14 protein-coding genes are annotated in these 18,421 nt (G+C 32.7%); all 14 read right to left on the bottom strand.

Translation table 11 applies throughout. The annotated features are described in order from the left end of the window. Positions 1–93: 93 nt before the first annotated feature. The 14 genes from RWQ73_RS01280 to RWQ73_RS01215 all read right to left on the bottom strand — a co-directional run bounded on the left by RWQ73_RS01280 (position 94) and on the right by RWQ73_RS01215 (position 18,310). Positions 94–1,749, bottom strand: a complete 1,656-nt coding sequence (locus RWQ73_RS01280) for a formate--tetrahydrofolate ligase (protein ID WP_314406333.1) — start codon at positions 1,747–1,749, stop codon at positions 94–96. 38 nt (positions 1,750–1,787) lie between these two features. Continuing rightward, entirely contained in the window at positions 1,788–3,092 is a 1,305-nt protein-coding gene (purB, locus tag RWQ73_RS01275; protein WP_314084211.1) for an adenylosuccinate lyase, read from the bottom strand. Between the two features lie 49 nt (positions 3,093–3,141). Then, the gene (gene purD / locus RWQ73_RS01270) at positions 3,142–4,377 is read right to left on the bottom strand and encodes a phosphoribosylamine--glycine ligase (protein WP_314406376.1); all 1,236 of its coding nucleotides are present in this window, start codon (positions 4,375–4,377) and stop codon (positions 3,142–3,144) included. Position 4,378: 1 nt separating this feature from the next. After that, the gene (gene purH / locus RWQ73_RS01265; RefSeq protein WP_314406332.1) at positions 4,379–5,899 is read right to left on the bottom strand and encodes a bifunctional phosphoribosylaminoimidazolecarboxamide formyltransferase/IMP cyclohydrolase; all 1,521 of its coding nucleotides are present in this window, start codon (positions 5,897–5,899) and stop codon (positions 4,379–4,381) included. After that, on the bottom strand, positions 5,896–6,459 hold the full coding sequence (gene purN / locus RWQ73_RS01260; RefSeq protein WP_314406331.1) for a phosphoribosylglycinamide formyltransferase: 564 nt from the start codon (positions 6,457–6,459) through the stop codon (positions 5,896–5,898). The genes purH and purN overlap by 4 nt, the downstream gene beginning before the upstream one ends. Continuing rightward, on the bottom strand, positions 6,456–7,460 hold the full coding sequence (purM, locus tag RWQ73_RS01255) for a phosphoribosylformylglycinamidine cyclo-ligase (RefSeq protein ID WP_314406329.1): 1,005 nt from the start codon (positions 7,458–7,460) through the stop codon (positions 6,456–6,458). The genes purN and purM overlap by 4 nt, the downstream gene beginning before the upstream one ends. After that, entirely contained in the window at positions 7,460–8,911 is a 1,452-nt protein-coding gene (purF, locus tag RWQ73_RS01250; protein ID WP_314406328.1) for an amidophosphoribosyltransferase, read from the bottom strand. Before purF ends, purM begins: the two co-directional genes overlap by 1 nt. Next, positions 8,904–9,605: a phosphoribosylaminoimidazolesuccinocarboxamide synthase gene (purC, locus tag RWQ73_RS01245; protein WP_314406327.1), complete on the bottom strand. Its 702-nt coding sequence runs from the start codon at positions 9,603–9,605 to the stop codon at positions 8,904–8,906. Before purC ends, purF begins: the two co-directional genes overlap by 8 nt. Beyond that, a complete protein-coding gene (locus RWQ73_RS01240) occupies positions 9,605–13,282 on the bottom strand; it encodes a phosphoribosylformylglycinamidine synthase (RefSeq protein ID WP_314406326.1) in 3,678 nt (1,225 codons plus the stop codon). Before RWQ73_RS01240 ends, purC begins: the two co-directional genes overlap by 1 nt. Next, complete coding sequence (locus RWQ73_RS01235) at positions 13,275–14,318, bottom strand: ATP-grasp domain-containing protein (protein WP_314406325.1); 1,044 nt, start codon at positions 14,316–14,318, stop codon at positions 13,275–13,277. Before RWQ73_RS01235 ends, RWQ73_RS01240 begins: the two co-directional genes overlap by 8 nt. Then, on the bottom strand, positions 14,315–14,791 hold the full coding sequence (gene purE / locus RWQ73_RS01230; RefSeq protein WP_314406324.1) for a 5-(carboxyamino)imidazole ribonucleotide mutase: 477 nt from the start codon (positions 14,789–14,791) through the stop codon (positions 14,315–14,317). The genes RWQ73_RS01235 and purE overlap by 4 nt, the downstream gene beginning before the upstream one ends. Positions 14,792–15,200: 409 nt before the next feature. Then, entirely contained in the window at positions 15,201–15,944 is a 744-nt protein-coding gene (locus RWQ73_RS01225) for a DeoR/GlpR family DNA-binding transcription regulator (RefSeq protein WP_314406323.1), read from the bottom strand. Between the two features lie 9 nt (positions 15,945–15,953). Next, complete coding sequence (locus tag RWQ73_RS01220) at positions 15,954–16,763, bottom strand: HAD family hydrolase (RefSeq protein WP_314406322.1); 810 nt, start codon at positions 16,761–16,763, stop codon at positions 15,954–15,956. Between the two features lie 173 nt (positions 16,764–16,936). Beyond that, on the bottom strand, positions 16,937–18,310 hold the full coding sequence (locus RWQ73_RS01215) for a glycine--tRNA ligase (RefSeq protein ID WP_314406321.1): 1,374 nt from the start codon (positions 18,308–18,310) through the stop codon (positions 16,937–16,939). Positions 18,311–18,421: the final 111 nt, after the last annotated feature.

The raw sequence follows: 18,421 nt of genomic DNA, 5'->3' as shown, positions 1-18,421 counted from the left end.
AACTATTATCAATACTATAAAAAACTCGAAAATTAGTTTATACCAATTCTCAAGTTTTTTATAACTATATTTTAATCTGTCGTATATTTTATATTAGAAGATTCCAACTATTGTTTCTGTTTCTTCATCAATATCAATATTTAATGCACTTGGTACTTTTGGAAGTCCTGGCATTGTTAGTACTTTATTCGCATAAGCTACTACGAATCCAGCACCACTACGTAATTTAATATCATTGATAGTAATGTTAAAGCCTGTAGGACGACCTTTGATTTTCGCATTATCTGTTAATGAAGCTGGTGTTTTCGCCATACATACCGGCAGGTGTTTAAATCCAAGTCTTTCGATTCTTTCGATTTCAGCTTTAACTTCATCAGATAAGTTAACTCCATCAGCCCCGTAAATTTCACGACATACTGTTTCGATTTTTTCAGCAATTGAAGCTTCATCTTTGTATAATAATTGTAGTTCTTTGTCATTTCCTTCTACAGCTTTTACTACTTTTTCTGCTAGGTCTACTCCACCAAGACCACCTTTTTCCCATACTTCTGTACGAGATAATTCTACGCCTTGTTCTTTTGCCCAGTTTTCTAAGAATGATAGTTCTTTTTCTGTATCAGTAACAAAGACATTTAAAGCTACCACTATCGGTAAATTGAATTTACGTAAGTTTTCGATGTGTTTTTCTAAGTTTTGAACACCTTTAGCTAATGCTTCTAAGTTTTCTTCTTTTAGATCTTTTTCTTCAATATCTCCGTGTAGTTTTAATGCTTTAACTGTTGCTACCACTACAGCGGCTTTTGGTTTAAGACCTGCTTTACGACATTTAATGTTTAAGAATTTCTCAGCTCCTAAGTCTGCTCCAAATCCTGCTTCTGTAATTACATAGTCAGCAAATTTTAATGCTGTTTTAGTAGCTAATATTGAGTTACATCCGTGTGCAATGTTTGCGAAAGGTCCACCGTGAATAATCGCTGGGTTATTTTCTAACGTTTGAACAATATTCGGTTTAATTGCATCTTTTAATAATGAAGTTATAACACCTTCAATTTTCAAATCTTTTAGGTAAACTGGCTCACCTTTTTTATTATAAGCTACAAGGATATTACTTAATTTTTCTTTAAGATCAGCAATACCTTCTGATAAACATAAGATAGCCATTACTTCACTAGCTACAGTAATATCGAATCCGTCAAGTCGTTCTAGGTCAGTTCCTGCATTAACTTTAACATGACGTAAATCACGCGCATTCATATCCATAACACGATTAAAGACAATTTTATCTATTTCTAATTCGTTTCCTTGGAATACGTGGTTGTTTACTAATACTGCGATTGCATTGTGTGCTGTAGTAATAGCGTGCATATCTCCAGTAAAATGTAAGTTTATGTCTTCCATCGGTACTACTTGAGCATATCCTCCACCGGCTGCTCCACCTTTTCTTCCTAATACAGGACCTAGAGATGGTTCACGTAGCGCTACACAAGATTTTTTCCCGATTTTATTTAATCCATCAGATAAACCGATAGTTACAGTACTTTTCCCTTCTCCACTTGATGTTGGGTTAATAGATGTAACTAATACTAGTTTTGCATCTTCATTAATATCTTTTTTAATATTTTTAGTTTGGATTTTTGCTTTGTGATTTCCGTATAATATTAAATCTTCTTCTTTTATCCCTAATTTACCTGCTACTTCAGCAATATGTTTCTTTTCACATTCATTTGAAATTTGAAAGTCTGACTTCATTTAATCTACCTCTTTTCTTTGGACTTTATTTTATTATTTTAATCTTCCAATCCTGGAATACGTTTGTATATTTTATCAATATTTACAAGGTGTACATTTAGATCGAAACAACTATCTAATACGTCTTTAGAAACTGTATTTTTTATAGTTTCATTTTCTTCTAGAAGTTCTCTAAATGGAATACCTTCGAACCATGATTTCATCGCTAATGGTTGTACTAAATCGTACGCTTCTTCACGTGAGAATGAGTATTTTTCAATAAGATTACTCATAGTTCTTTGAGCGAAGATTACACCATTAGTTGCATAAATATTTTTAATCATGTTATCAGTAAATACTGTTAGATTTTTCACAACATTAGTAAATCTATTTAACATATAATCTAATAATGTCGTTGCGTCACTACTTAAGATTCTTTCCGCACTTGAGTGAGAAATATCACGTTCATGCCATAGCGGAATATTTTCATAAGCTGCAAACATATATCCACGCATGATTCTAGCACATCCTGCCATGTTTTCACTTGAAATCGGATTACGTTTATGAGGCATTGCACTTGAACCTTTTTGATTTTTCGAGAAGAATTCTTCTGCTTCTCTTACTTCTGTACGTTGTAGGTGACGAATTTCCACCCCAATTTTTTCGATTGAACTTGCGATTAATGCTAAAGTTGCATAGTAATCAGCATGTCTATCACGTTGAAGAGTTTGTGTTGAAATGTTACTTGATTCAATTCCTAATTTAGCACAAACATAGTCTTGTACTTCTGGTGGAGTATTTGAGAATGTACCTACCGCACCAGATATTTTCCCAACTTCGATAATTTTTCTTACTTCATTGAAACGTTTGATATGACGATTAAATTCATCATAATATAGAGCAAATTTCAATCCAAAACTACTAATATCAGCGTGCACTCCGTGAGTACGTCCGATACAAGGTGTGAATTTATATTGTAATGCTTTTTCTTTTAATACTTCTTGAAAATTTAATAAATCTCTGTAAAGTATATCGTTAGCTTGTTTATATAAATATCCATAAGCAGTATCAACAACATCAGTAGATGTTAATCCATAGTGCACCCACTTTTTCTCATCACCTAAGTAACTCGAAACGTTACGTGTAAATGCTACTATATCATGTTTTGTTTCTTTTTCTAATTCTAAAATCCCTGGTAGGTCAAATTTTGCATTAGCGAATAATTTCTCAACATCTTCTTTTGGGACAACACCTAATGTACTCCAAGCTTCTGTTGCATAAAGCTCTACTTCTAAATATGCTTTAAAACGATTTTCATCGCTAAAGATATTACGCATTTCTTCTCTACTATATCTTTCAATCATTGCAATAATCTCCTGATGTTCTATTTTTCAATCGTTTTATCTAAAAATACTATAAAGATAAATGACCGATGTCTTTTCTGTAAAATAGTTCTTCACATTCTATTTTTACTATTTCATTATACACTTTTTTATATGCTTCTTGCAAGGTCTTTCCACTAGCGCAAACTAATAATACACGACCACCATTAATTACTATATCATCACCAATACGCTTAGTCCCCATATGGAATACTGGTGTAGTTACTTTATCTAATCCATTTATAACAGCACCTTTTTCACTGTGTTCAGGATATCCTTTCGCTGCCATTACAACACCGATAAAAGCATCTTCACTCCATTTTAACTCTACTTCTTTGCCATCTATAATATTGTTTGCTATTTCATATAAATCACTTTCTAATGATAGAAGTAATATTTCACTTTCTGGATCTCCAAAACGAACATTAAATTCGATAGTTTTTACGCCATCATGACATTTCATAAGACCAGCATATAGTATACCGTAAAATGGCATTCCTTCATCACTCATAGCATCGACCATAGGTTGAACTACATTTCTAACACCTTCATCAATGTCATCTTGAGTAATTTTCTTAAGTGGTAGATATGCTCCCATACCTCCAGTATTTAAACCTTCATCATTATCAAATGCTCGTTTGTGATCTTGAGCAATTTCCATTGGATAAACTTTTTTATCAGAAACAAAGCACATAAGCGAGAATTCTTCACCTTGTAAAAATTCTTCAATAACAACGCTAGATCCAGCTTTATTAAATTTTGCATTACACATCATTTCTTTAAGTTCAGACTGTGCTTCTTCTAGCGTATTTGCTATTATTACACCCTTACCTGCTGCTAGTCCGTCTGCTTTAAGTACAATAGGTGCTTTTTGCTTGCTTAAGTACTCTTTTGCCTGTTCATAATCATTGAAACTTTCATATTTTGCAGTCGGAATATTGTATTTTCTCATCATCATTTTCGAAAATACTTTACTTCCTTCTAGTTGTGCTGCAAGCTTAGATGGTCCGAAGGCACGGATACCTTCTTTTTGAAGCTCATCTACTAAACCATTAACTAATGGCACTTCAGGTCCAACGAATACAAGATCGATACCATTTGTTTTTGCGTAGCTTGGTATTTGGTCTTCTGTTAATACTACGCATACTCCAAATTCTTCAACTGCAGGGTTAATTCCTGCCATATGTACTTCGTGACCTTCTTTATGGAATTTATAAGCGATAGCGTGCTCTCTACCGCCGCTTCCTACTACTAATACTTTAGCCATATTAGTGTTTAAAGTGACGTATTTTACTGAAGACCATCGCCACACCTTTCTCATTACATGCATCTATACTTTCTTGATCTCGTATAGATCCTCCTGGTTGCACTATCACAGCTATACCATAATCAGCTGCAATATCAGCACTATCTCTCATCGGGAAGAATGCATCAGAAGCTAGCACTGCACCTCTTGCTTTTTCCCCTGCTTGTTCTAAAGCTATTTTACATGAACCTACTCTATTCATTTGACCAGCACCTATTCCTAGTGTTTGTCCATTTTTTACTACTACTATTGCGTTTGATTTAACATGTTTTACTACTTTTAAACCAAATTCAATATCTCTTTGTTGATTTTCATCAACTTTTTTCTCAGTTACACCTTCATATTCATCAGCAAGTTGATCGTTAAAATCTTGTACTAAGATTCCACCACGAACACTTTTAATTTGTTGTTCATGATTATTATTTTTTTCTGATAGTTTGTAGATACGTAGATTTTTCTTTTTAGTTAGTATCTCTAACGCTTCTTCTTCATAATCTGTTGCTAGTATAATTTCTAAAAAGATACTGTGCATTTTTTCAGCAGTTTCCTTATCTACTTTTCCATTTACTGCAACGATTCCTCCAAAAATTGATACAGGATCCGCTTCATATGCACGACTATATGCTTCAAATACAGAATTCCCTGTCGCTACACCACATGGATTCATATGTTTAACAGCAACACATGTAGTTTCATCAAACTCTGCAAGAATATCCAGTGCTGCAGATGCATCTTGAATATTATTGTATGACATTTCCTTACCATGAAGTTGCACAGCATTTTGTAAAGCATAGCTTTCATTATTATCTTGTACGTAGTGATATGCTTTTTGATGAGGGTTTTCCCCATAACGAAGACTATCTTGAAGTTTGTAAGATAATGTTAATTTTTCAGGTACTAAATTATCTTTTTTATTAAAGTAATTCGCAATTGCAGCATCGTAACTTGCAGTAGTATTAAATACTTTAATCGCTAAAGCACGACGTGTTTCATACGTTATTCCACCTTTTTCAAGCTCTTCTAGAACTTTTTCATAGTCATTAATATCAGTAACTACTGCTACATCATTAAAGTTTTTAGCAGCACTTCTTAGCATACTAGGACCACCGATATCAATATTTTCGATAATTTCCTCTTCACTAACTCCTTCTTTTTTTACAGTAGCTTCAAATGGATATAAGTTTACACAAACTAAGTCAATATATTCAATATTATTTTCAGCTACATGTTTATTATGAAGTTCATTACCACGTTTTGATAATAGACCTCCATGAATTTTAGGATGTAAAGTTTTTACACGTCCTTCTAAAATTTCTGGAAAATGTGTAACGTCCTCAATACTAATACAACTTACTCCGTTATTTTTCAAATGAGTATAAGTTCCACCTGTACTAATAACTTCGAAACCATGTTTTTCTAAACCTTTTGCAAATTCTACAATATTTGTTTTATCACTTACACTTATTAATGCTCTTTTCGTCATAGTGCCTCCTCAACTAACTTCAATATTACTTCTGGATATAATTTATGTTCTAGTTTATGTACTTTTTCAGTAACAGTTTCTAAAGTATCTCCATCTAAAACTTTAAATGATCTTTGAGCGATTACTTCTCCACCATCAAGTTCTTCATTTACATAATGAATACTAATTCCTATTTCTTTTTCGCCTGCATTAAAAGCTTGTTCGATAGCATCTTTCCCTTTAAATTTCGGTAAAAGAGATGGGTGAAGATTAAGAATAGTTTTTTTATATCTTTCTAAGAAAAATGGTGAAATAATTCTCATATATCCTGCCAAAAATATATAGTCTAAATCTTTAACTTTTTCTAATATTACACTTTCATATGCTTCTTTTGACTCAAAATCTTTTGCAGAGAATATAAATACTTTAATATTTCTATCATGTGCTTTTCTTATTACCGCTGCATTTTTTCTATCACATACTAAAAGCTCGATTGAAATTTTATCTTTTAATCTTTCATCATCAGCAATTTTCTCAAAATTACTTCCTGTTCCTGATGCAAATATCGCTACTTTCTTCATACTATTTTTATTCCACTTTCATCTGTTACTTCTCCAAGAACAAACGCATTATCAATTAATAATAAAGTTTTATCTACGTCTTCCTTGTTTACTATTAATACCATACCTACACCCATATTGAAGATATGATACATTTCTTCCTCATCAATCTTACCTTTTTCTTGTAGATACTTGAATACTTCTGGTACTACATATGAACCTTTATCAATTTTCATACCTAAACCATCTTTAAGAGCACGAGGTAAATTCTCATGGAATCCTCCTCCAGTAATATGAGCTATTCCTGCTACTTTTACCTCTTCTAAAACTTTTAGTACTTCTTTTACATAGATTTTAGTAGGTGTTAATAATGTTTTTCCTATTGTACTTCCATTAAATTCTTCATTTAGACTAATATTATTATCTTTCAAAATTTTTCTTACTAAAGAGAAGCCATTAGAATGTACGCCACTTGATGGAAGTCCAATTACTACTTGACCTGCTTTTGTGTTTTCTGTACTTAGTAATAGTTCTTTCTCCTGAGCTCCTACACAGAATCCAGCAATATCATATTCTCCGTCCTCATAAAACCCTGCCATCTCAGCAGTCTCTCCACCGACTATCGCACATCCTGCTTGAACACAACCTTCAGCAACACCTTCAACTATTGCTTCTACTTGTTCAGGGTAGTTTTTACCTACTGCTAGATAATCTAGGAAAAATAATGGAATAGCACCTTGAGCTAGTATATCGTTGGCACACATCGCTACAACATCGATACCTATAGTATTATGAATATCTAATTCGAATGCAAGTTTTAATTTAGTTCCGACACCGTCAGTTCCACTAACTAATACTGGATTTTTAAAGTTATAACTACTAAGGTCGAACGCTCCCCCAAAACCACCAATAGCAGACATCATTCCTAAGTTTTTTGTACGAGCTACGTGTTTTTTAATACGTTCTACACTTTCATAACCTGCTTGTAGGCTTACACCACTTTCTTCATACTTTTTACTCATTACATTCTACCTCTCTCTTTTAGAAATTGTTTTTGAATATCTGTCATTGAATTAACGTAGCTTTCTTCATAGTCATATAGACCCGCTGAATAATCTCCGTTATAACACTCCATACATAGTCCTGTATAAGGAGCATCATAATTTAAACCAATAGAATCTATCAATCCTTGTTCACTTAAAAAACCAAGTGAATCTGCTCCAATAATTTCACATATTTCTTCATTTGTTTTGTTTGCCGAAATAAGTTCTTCTGTAGTAGATATATCTATTCCATAAAAACTTGGGAACATAAGTGGTGGACAAGCAATTCTTACATGTACTTCTCTTGCTCCCGCTTCTTTTAGCAATTGAACTATTCTCTTACTAGTAGTTCCTCGTACAATCGAATCATCGACTAAGACAATACTCTTACCTTGAACTACACCTCTAACCGCAGATAGTTTCATCCTTACACCTTGCTCACGAAGTTCCTGCGTAGGTTGAATAAATGTACGAGCTACATATTGATTCTTAATTAGTCCCATTTCATATGGAAGTCCACTTTCTTCTGCATAACCACTAGCAGCTGATAAAGATGAGTTAGGAACCCCAATTACCATATCAGCATCTGGTGTAGGTTGTTCTTTAGCAAGAGCACGACCTGTTCTTTTTCTAGCACTATGTACGTTAATACCAGCAATGTTAGAGTCTGGTCTAGCAAAATATACGTACTCCATCGCAGCTATAGCTACTTGTGTATTTTCAGTATATTTTTCAATTCTAATACCTTTATCATTAATAGTAACTAACTCTCCCGCACCTACATTACACACAAACTCAGCACCGACTACATCTAGTGCACAAGTTTCACTCGCAGCAACGTACGCTCCATTTTTCATCTTACCTATCGCTAAAGGTCTAAAACTATTTGGATCTACCGCACCGTAAAGAGTTTTTTCAGTTAACACTAGATATGTAAATCCACCTTTTATAATATTTAAACTTTCTTTAAGCTGTTCTTTAAAAGTTTCTTTTTTACTTCTTCTAATAAGATGAATAAGTACTTCCGTATCTGAAGAAGAATGGAATATTGCACCTTGCTCTTCTAATTCTTTTTTTAGAGTTTTAGCATTAATCAAATTACCATTGTGACAAATACCAACACTCATATCGTAGAAATGAAATAAAAATGGTTGAATATTTTGAATACTATTGCTTCCACTAGTCGCATATCTAACATGACCAATAGCACTTTCTCCAACTAGTCTTTCCAGTTTTTCTTTATCACGAAACACCTCAGAAACCAAACCAAGGTCACGATGTCCTCTTAGTTTAGTACCTTCTTTAGAAACTATTCCAGCTCCTTCTTGCCCCCTATGTTGTAAACTATGTAAACCAAAGTACGTCACATTACTTGCTTCAGGATGTCCCCAAATACCAAATACTCCACATTCTTCATTAAGACTACGCATTTTTTAATCTCCTTAAAACTTCTTCATAAGCTTCCATTACTGACCCTAAATCTCTTCTAAATCTGTCTTTATCTAATTTTTCATTTGTATCTTTATCCCAAAGACGACATGTATCTGGAGAAATCTCATCAGCTAAGATAATTTCACCATCTTTAGTTTTTCCGAATTCAATTTTGAAATCGACTAGTACTAAGTTTGCAGCTAAGTACAATTTTTGTAATAGTTCGTTGATTTTTAAAGCTTGATTTCTGATATTTTCTAACTCTTCTTCTGTAACGATTTCTAATGCCACCGCATGATCATTATTAATTAGTGGATCATTTAGTTCGTCATTTTTATAACTTAACTCAAAGACTGGTTTTTTTAATTTTTTCCCTTCTTCAAGTCCATATTTTTTCGCCATAGACCCTGCTACTATATTACGTACAATTACTTCTAAAGGTACTATAGTTACGTGTTTACAAATTTGGTCTGTTTCATTAACTTTTCTAATAAAGTGTGTTTTTACACCTTGTTTTTCTAAGTATTCGAAGATTAATGAAGTAATTGTATTATTGAATACTCCTTTTCCTTCAAACTCTTCTTTTTTTACACCGTTGAAGGCAGTAGCACTATTTTTATAATGCACATATATTTCATCATTATTTTCACATTCGAACAGTTGTTTAGCTTTTCCTTCGTATAAAAGTTTCATTATTTTTTTCCCCCTTTGAAGTAATTCACTCCATTTTTGAATATATCTTGTTTTACTTTTATTGTATTTGTTTTATATAATGTAGCTCCGTATCTTTCGCTGTGTCCCATTTTTCCTAGGATAAGTCCATCTTCACTAACTAATCCCTCTGTAGCTAGAACAGATCCGTTAGGATTGAAGCGACCATTTAATGTAGCATTACCATCGAAATCACTATATTGGAAAGCTACAAGATGTTTAAATTTGTTAATATTAAGTCCTACTACTTTACCTTCACCATGACTGAACACTACTTCATGTTGATCACCAATGTTAAAATCTTGTAACCAAGGCGAGTTTGTATTAGCTACACGAGTAAAGGCTGTAGTTGAAATATGCTCATAACTATCATTTCTGTATAGTGTTAGATCGTCTTCTTCCAACTCTCTAACCTCTCCATAAGGTAGCAATCCTGATTTAAGCAATGCTTGGAATCCGTTACACACACCTAAGATTAATTTTTTCTGAGCAAGGTGTTTATGAATTGCATCTTTAACTTTTTCATTTTTTAAGAAGTTTACAATGTATTTAGCACTTCCATCTGGTTCATCTCCACTCGAGAATCCTCCTGGGAACATAATTATATGAGACTGTTCGATAGCTTTAGTGAACTCTTCTATCGATTGTTCAATATCATTTTCGCGAGTATTTCTAATAACTACTGTAATTGGTGTAGCACCAGCTTCTATAAATGCTTTTTCACTATCATACTCACAGTTTGTACCTGGGAATACTGGGATAACTACTTTTACATCTTCTACATATTCTGGATAATATTTTTTCTCTTTATATTCTGTATGAAGATTTTCAACATTACCTTTATCTTCATTTTGATATAATGGATAAACTTTATTTAATGTTTTTGTGTATGCTTCGTAAATATCTTTATGCATAAACACTTCATTATTAATTATTATTCTTTCACTAACTTTTCCTAGTTTTTCAAACGGTAGTTCAACCGTCGCTTCTACTACAAGAGACGCTGGATCAAAGTTAAGAATGTTTTCTTTTTCAACTTCAAAACCAAGATCATTACCTAGTGACATTTTCACTAATGAAGCAGCTATGCTTCCTTCTTCTTGTACATATGCAGATACTATCTTACCTTCTTTAATATACTTATGAACAAGTTCGTAATTTTCTAAAGTTTTCTTAATGTCTGGATATCCTTTTTCATCTTTTTCTACAGGAACATAGTATAATTTATTGCCAACTTGTTTTAATTCTGGAGTTATTACATCAGCTATTTTTACAGGTGTACAAGCAAATGAAATTAATGTTTCAACTACATTTAAGTCATTGAAAGTTCCTGACATACTATCCTTACCACCGATACTTGGTCTACCAATTTCTTTTTGAGCATAAATACTTCCTAATAAACTTTGAGTAACTTTACCCCATTTAGTACTATCAGTTCCTAATTTTTCGAAGTATTCTTGGAATGAGAAGTATAAGCTATCTTTATTTCCACCTACCGCGTATACTTTTGCTACTGATTCTAACACGGCATAAATAGACGATAGGAATGGTGAGTAGTACGAAATTTTTGGAATAAATCCATAAGTTAATATTGTCGCTGTATCACTAGTTTTATGTAATGTTGGTAAGGCTTGAACACTTGCTTGAATCGGTGTAAGTTTATGTTTACCAGCAAAAGGCATAAGTACTGTAGTAACACCAATTGAAGAGTCAAATTTTTGAGCAAGACCTTTTTGACAAGTTACATTTAACTCACCTAATTCACTTAAGATATTTTCGCGAGTAACTTCTTTATTTAAGAATGGATTAGCTGCAGTATTATCTTTCATCGTTACTGATGATCTTTGACGAACACCACTTGTTTCTAAGAAATCAGCACTCATATCAACAACTTTCACATCGTTGTAATACATCTCTAAGCGACGTCTATTAGTTACATTTGCAACATGGGCATATTCAATATTTTCTTTCTCACATTCACGAACAAACGCTTCGTAGTCTTTTTTATCAATAGCTACAGCCATACGTTCTTGAGATTCACTCGTAGCTAATTCTGTCGCATTTAAACCTTGATATTTAGTAAGAACTTTTTCTAAGTGAATTTCAATACCGTCAGAAAGTTCACCGATAGCTACACAAACACCACCAGCACCGAAGTCATTACATTTTTTAACAAGTCGTGTAACTTCTGGTTTTCTAAATAAACGTTGTAACTTGCGTTCTTCTGGAGCATTACCTTTTTGAACTTGGCTAGACATAGTATTTAATGAATCATTAGTATGTTCTACACTTGAACCACTCGCACCTTGAATACCATCACGACCAGTTCTACCACCTATCATTACAACTATATCACCATCGACAAGAGTTTCACGTTTATAATCTCCGTCCTTAACAGCTCCGACTACAGCTCCAACTTCCATATGTTTAGCTACATAACTATCATCATATAATTCACGAACAAAAGTAGTCGCAAGACCTATTTGGTTACCATAAGATGAGTTACCGTGTGCAGTTCCTTTAGCTATATCTATTTGAGGAAGTTTATGTTTTAAAGTATCTTCACGTTTTTGTAATACATTACCACTTCCTGAAATACGCATAGCTTGATATACGTAACTACGTCCTGATAGTGGGTCTCTAATAGCTCCCCCTATACAAGTACTAGCTCCCCCGAATGGTTCGATTTCACTTGGGTGGTTATGAGTTTCATTTTTGAATTGGATTAACCAACGTTCTTTTTCACCATTATTCTCTATAGTAGTAAAGAATGAACATGCATTAATTTCTTCACTTACTTCAATATTTTCATCTTTTAATACTTTCACATGATATTTCCCGATAATACTCGCCATATCCATAAGCGTGATAGGTTTATCATTACGATCAAGTTCACTACGAACGTTTAAATAATAATCAAATGCATCTTGCATCTCTTTTTGGAAAAGTTCTGACTCAATTTTAACTTCATCTAACACAGTTTCAAATGTAGTGTGTCGGCAGTGATCACTCCAGTAACAGTCAAGTACATAGATTTCAGTTTCAGTTGGTACGCGACCTTCTTTTTTGAAATAATCTTGAATAAACACTAAGTCTTCAATATTCATCGCTAGAGAAAATTCTTTTTTAAGTCCAAGTAACGCATCTTTGTCAAACTCTAAGAATCCAGCTAAATCTTTTAGTGGTTTTGGAGTAGAATCTAGTGTAAAGTCAAGAATTGATAAATCTTTTTTACGAGCTTCAATAGGATTTACTAAGTAGCTTTCTACAAGTTCTAGTTGTTCATCTGTTAATTGTTTATTAAAAAGAACTAGCTTACCACTTCGTACAGTTGCTTTACTTTTTGAGTTAAGCAATCTTATGCTTTCTTTTGCGCTGTCAGCTCTTTGATCATATTGAGCAGGTAGGACTTCATAAGCGAAATACTTCCCGTCATTAAGCTCAACATCTTCAAATACTTCATCAACAACAATCTCAGAAAACACAGAAGTTTTAGCTAGTTCATAAGTTTCTTCATCAATGTTAAAGACGTCATAAATTACATACAACTCTACAGAGTCAAGTCCTAGATTAAATTCTAAGTTTAAGTTATCTCTTAGCTGTAATTCTTCCTTATTATATCCATTGCGTTTTTTTACAAAAATTCGTTTATTAGTCATGTTCTCCTCCTAAATTTACATCACCGTAAAAATTAATATGTCCTATTTTTCTATCTTGGCGCGGTTCTTTTTCATATAAGTGTAAGTAACCACCTTTGTTTTTATATACATCTATAAAATACTCTAAATCTTGACCAAGTATGTTATAAAGTGTCGTTTCTTTATTCTCTATCTTACCGACTTTCAAACCGCATATAGCTTCAATATGAGCTCTAAATTGACTCTTCGTTGCACTCTGCATCGTTATATGACCTGAATTGTGAACTCGTGGTGCTATTTCATTAAAAATCACCTTACCTTCACTTATAAAGAACTCAACAGTAAGTACTCCATAATAGTCAAAATTACTAAGAATTCGTTTCGTATATTCTATAGCTAAATCTTCTTGTTCTTTAGTTGCTGTAGTAGGTACTTTCGAACGATACAAGATATTATTTCTATGTTCATTTTCTACTACTGCGACGATATTTACCTCATCTTTATCTTTCACCGCAACTACCGAGATTTCTTTATCAAGTTTAACGAACTCTTCTAATAAAGTATGTGGTTCTACTTCTTCACTAGAATTTATCTTTTTCTGACCTTTTCCATCATAACCAAAACGTACAGTTTTCATTAAATATGGTTTTGTTATTTCTACATTAGTATCATCTTCAATATATATATAATCTACTGTTGGAATATCTAGTTTTCTAGCAAATTCTTTTTCAAAATATCTATGCTGAGTAGTTCTTAACACTTCTGCACTTTGGACAATGTTATACCTTTTCTCTAATTTTTCTAAAGAAGCGGCATCAATATTCTCAAATTCAAAAGTAATGACATCACACATTGAACATAACTTTTCAACACTTGCGAAATCATTGTACTCCGCTTGAATAAAGACATCGCTAAAAATTTTGGCACAACAGCTGTCACTAGGATCCAGAACAGCAATTTTATACCCCATCTCCTTAGCACTCATAGCGAGCATTCTTCCTAATTGACCACCACCAATTATTCCAATAGTTTTTCCTGGTAAAATTGTCTTAATCATAGTTTCATCTCTTCCAATACTATTCTTTCTTGTTCTTTTTTGAATTGTTCGTATTTATCAGCATACTTTTCATTAGTAATTCCTAGTATTGATAAAGCACTAATAGCAGCATTTTTTGCACCAGCTACACCTATTGCCATAGTTAAGACCGGGACACCTGCAGGCATTTGAACTATCGAATACAATGAATCGACTCCACTAAGAACACTTGATTTAATCGGAACACCAATCACTGGTAATGTCGTCATAGAAGCAACCATACCTGGAAGATGTGCTGCTCCTCCCGCCGCCGCTATAATTAAAGAATATCCATTACTTCTCGCATTTTTTGAGAATTCAACTAATAAATCAGGCGTTCTATGAGCACTTACTACTTTTTTATCAAAAGGAATTTCGAATTCTTCTAATAACTTACAAGTTTCTTCCATCGTTGTATAATCCGACTTCGAACCCATAATCACCGCAACTTTCATACTTTAAGCTCCTTTTTTTATTTAAATGTACGTTTTTTAGTTTTTATTTTCTTATTTTTGAAAACATCGTACGTCTACTCTTCAAATTATACTACTAGTTTAAATATTAATCAAGTATAAACACAAGGGAAATCGGATGTTTTAAAATAAATTTATTTTTTTAAATGTAAATCAGGAACTTTTCTCAATATTTTTTATAATTAGCTCAATTTTAATGATAAAAAACAGACTTTTTATTCCCTTGAAATATCAAACATAATAATATCACCTGTCCACTTCTTAACTTTTCTGATCTTATACATAGAAAAAGAACCAACTCTTAAATCCATAAAAGTTGATTCCGATATTTTCCTAATAAATTAATTTCATACACGTCATAATAATTAAAAATAAATTTATAAGGACATAGTTAATATATTATTTGAATATCTTTACCTAATAACTCCATAATTTCATCTGATGGTTTTTTATCGGTAATAAAATAATCAAAATTACTTATTTTATCGAGTATAAAATTTGCATCTTTATCAAATTTTGATATTTCTGCAACTAGGACTTTAATTTTCGCATTTTCTAACGCTAATTTTTTTACAACTACATCTTCATAATCATCTAATGTTATTAAACCTTCCTTAATACCAGCCGCACCCGTAAATACTATATCGAAACTAATAGATTTTAAGATATCAATATCTCTACCATAATAAAATCTTTGTTTCTTATAAAATTCTCCACCTAATAGATGAAAATCAACATTTTCTTTCTCACTTACAGTAATTGCTACATCTAAAGAATGAGAATAAAGTTTTGTATTCCTAGGTAAATCTTCCACGATTTTAGTTGTAATTGTTGAAGCATCTACGAAATATACCCCTTCTTCTTTCAACAATCTTTGCGCTTTTAACGCTATCTGCGCCTTAGAAGGCGTTAATTCTCTCAGTCTTTCTTTATACGAACTTATATTGGCTCTATCTTTAGGTAATATTAATCCACCATGAGTTCTTTGGACATCTTGGCGTTCACCTAAAATTTGAAAATCACGTCTTATAGTATCCCTCGATACTCCTAAGTATTCCACTACTTCCTTAGCAGATACCTGTCCTTTTTTATTTAGTAATTCTAGTATTTTTTCTAATCTCTGTGCTTGATACATTTTTTCACCTTATATCTTTTTGACAAAATTTTTAATAGCATAAGCTACACCATCTTCATTGTTTGATTTTGTAACATAATCAGCATACTTTTTCACATCATCAGTAGCATTATCCATAACAACTGAGTAACCTACAGTTTCAAACATCGGAATATCATTTTGACCATCACCAAATGCCGCTAATTCATTTTTATTTAGATTTTCAAGTTTACTAATATATTCTATACCTTTTGATTTTTTAGCATTTAAATGCGTGATTTCTAAATATCCACTAAGCGATCTTTGGATTGTTAATTCCTCTTTAGAAAATTCTTTTTCTATATAATCTGCAATTTCATCAAAGATTTCTTTATCATATTCTATAAAGGAAACTTTAAAAATATCTTTTTCTTCTTTAAAATATTCATTAAAATCGACAACATTAACATCGACATGTACTATTTTATATTCTACTAAGATACCTTCATTTTTCTTATCGGTATTCCAATTCACCTCATCGTATAAACTAATACTTGTATTTGGGAATTTATTTCTTACATCTAACACAAGTTTCTTGGCTAATGAAAAATCAATCGGTTCTCTATGCAATATTGTTATATCTTTACCTTTCTTCTCGAAAATTAATCCCCCATTAAATGATACATGAACACCATCAATTTCTAACGAATCAATTGTTTTTTTCAATTTTTGCGGAGAGCGTGCCGACACTAGAGTAAAAGGTAATCCACTTTTCCTTATAGCACCTATATTAACTTCGCTTATTTCTCCATTACTATTAAGAACTGTTCCATCCATATCCGAAAATAAATGTTTAATCATAAGTTTCCTCCGAGCGTAATTATCTGTATTTTTATATTAACACAAAATTTAAGTTTTTTCAAGTGTATTTAAGTATTTATAATTATTTTTAAGTGGTGTTAAGTTGTTTTGATAAGTTAATTTAAGCGAAAACAAATAAACACCCAGAACTATCGTTCTGAGTGTTTATTCAATTAGAATTTAATTTTTTCTTCGATGTATTGTTTTAATTCAGCAATTGGAATACGAGTTTGTTCCATTGTATCTCTATCACGAACAGTTACCATTCCATCATTTTCTGATTCGAAGTCGTAAGTGATACAGAATGGAGTACCAACTTCATCTTGTCTTCTATATCTCTTACCGATTGATCCAGTTTCATCGAAATCAACCATAAAGTCCGCTGCTAATTGTTGATATACTTCTACCGCTTTATCACTTAATTTTTTAGAAAGTGGCAGTACCGCTGCTTTAAATGGAGCAAGAGCTGGATGGAATTTTAAAACTGTACGAGTATCATTTTCTCCAACCTCTTCCTCATTGTATGCATCACATAAGAATGCTAGAAGAACACGGTCAACCCCTACTGATGGTTCAATACAGTATGGAATGAATTTTTCATTTGTACTTAAATCTTGATAAGTTAAATCTTGACCTGAGTGTTCCATATGTTGTTTTAAATCGTAATCTGTTCTTGAAGCAATACCCCAAAGTTCTCCCCACCCGAACGGGAATTTGAACTCGATGTCAGTAGTTGCGTTAGAATAGTGAGATAATTCTTCTTGATCGTGGTCACGAAGACGGATATTTTCTTTAGTCATACCTAAGTCTAGTAAGAATTTCTCACAGTTATTTTTCCAAGTAGTATGCCAATCTAATTCTGTTCCTGGCTCACAGAAGAATTCTAATTCCATTTGTTCGAATTCACGAGTACGGAAGATAAAGTTACCTGGTGTAATTTCATTACGGAATGATTTTCCGATTTGTCCAATACCGAATGGTAATTTTTTACGCATACTACGTTGAACATTTTTGAAGTTTACAAAGATACCTTGTGCTGTTTCTGGACGCAGGTAAATTTGGCTCGTAGAGTTTTCTACTACACCTTGGTTAGTTTTAAACATAAGATTGAATTGACGAATGTTAGTGTAGTCATGGCTACCACATTCTGGACATTTAATGTTTTCACGGTCGATAATAGCTTCTAGTTCTTCGAATGGAAGACCATCTACTACCACATCCTCATTTTTTTCATTGAAATAAAATTCCTCGATAAGTTTGTCAGCACGAAGACGTGATTTACAAACTTTACAGTCCATCATAGGATCACTGAAGTTACCTACGTGTCCTGATGCTTCCCAAGTACGTGGGTTCATAAAGATTGCCGCATCCAGCCCTACGTTATAAGGTGATTCTTGAATGAATTTTTTCCACCATGCTTTTTTTACGTTATTTTTTAATTCTACACCTAGTGGACCATAATCCCAAGTGTTAGCTAATCCACCATAAATTTCAGATCCCTGAAATACGAATCCTCTATTTTTTGCAAGAGATAAAATTTTCTCCATTGTTTTTTCCTCCTAATTATTAAAATATAAAAAGCCCTAGACATGCCGTAGCACATCTAGGGACGAAATAATTTCCGCGGTTCCACCCTGATTAGTAAAAACTCAACTTTA

This window comes from uncultured Gemella sp. (genome assembly GCF_963525875.1).
Taxonomy (GTDB): domain Bacteria; phylum Bacillota; class Bacilli; order Staphylococcales; family Gemellaceae; genus Gemella.
This window is presented reverse-complemented; position numbering and strand designations above follow the sequence as displayed.

Coding starts and splice junctions, on each gene's coding strand:
- RWQ73_RS01280 (WP_314406333.1), bottom strand. CDS start 1,749: ATGAAGTCAGACTTTCAAATTTCAAATGAATGTGAAAAGAAACATATT.
- purB (WP_314084211.1), bottom strand. CDS start 3,092: ATGATTGAAAGATATAGTAGAGAAGAAATGCGTAATATCTTTAGCGAT.
- purD (WP_314406376.1), bottom strand. CDS start 4,377: ATGGCTAAAGTATTAGTAGTAGGAAGCGGCGGTAGAGAGCACGCTATC.
- purH (WP_314406332.1), bottom strand. CDS start 5,899: ATGACGAAAAGAGCATTAATAAGTGTAAGTGATAAAACAAATATTGTA.
- purN (WP_314406331.1), bottom strand. CDS start 6,459: ATGAAGAAAGTAGCGATATTTGCATCAGGAACAGGAAGTAATTTTGAG.
- purM (WP_314406329.1), bottom strand. CDS start 7,460: ATGAGTAAAAAGTATGAAGAAAGTGGTGTAAGCCTACAAGCAGGTTAT.
- purF (WP_314406328.1), bottom strand. CDS start 8,911: ATGCGTAGTCTTAATGAAGAATGTGGAGTATTTGGTATTTGGGGACAT.
- purC (WP_314406327.1), bottom strand. CDS start 9,605: ATGAAACTTTTATACGAAGGAAAAGCTAAACAACTGTTCGAATGTGAA.
- RWQ73_RS01240 (WP_314406326.1), bottom strand. CDS start 13,282: ATGACTAATAAACGAATTTTTGTAAAAAAACGCAATGGATATAATAAG.
- RWQ73_RS01235 (WP_314406325.1), bottom strand. CDS start 14,318: ATGATTAAGACAATTTTACCAGGAAAAACTATTGGAATAATTGGTGGT.
- purE (WP_314406324.1), bottom strand. CDS start 14,791: ATGAAAGTTGCGGTGATTATGGGTTCGAAGTCGGATTATACAACGATG.
- RWQ73_RS01225 (WP_314406323.1), bottom strand. CDS start 15,944: ATGTATCAAGCACAGAGATTAGAAAAAATACTAGAATTACTAAATAAA.
- RWQ73_RS01220 (WP_314406322.1), bottom strand. CDS start 16,763: ATGATTAAACATTTATTTTCGGATATGGATGGAACAGTTCTTAATAGT.
- RWQ73_RS01215 (WP_314406321.1), bottom strand. CDS start 18,310: ATGGAGAAAATTTTATCTCTTGCAAAAAATAGAGGATTCGTATTTCAG.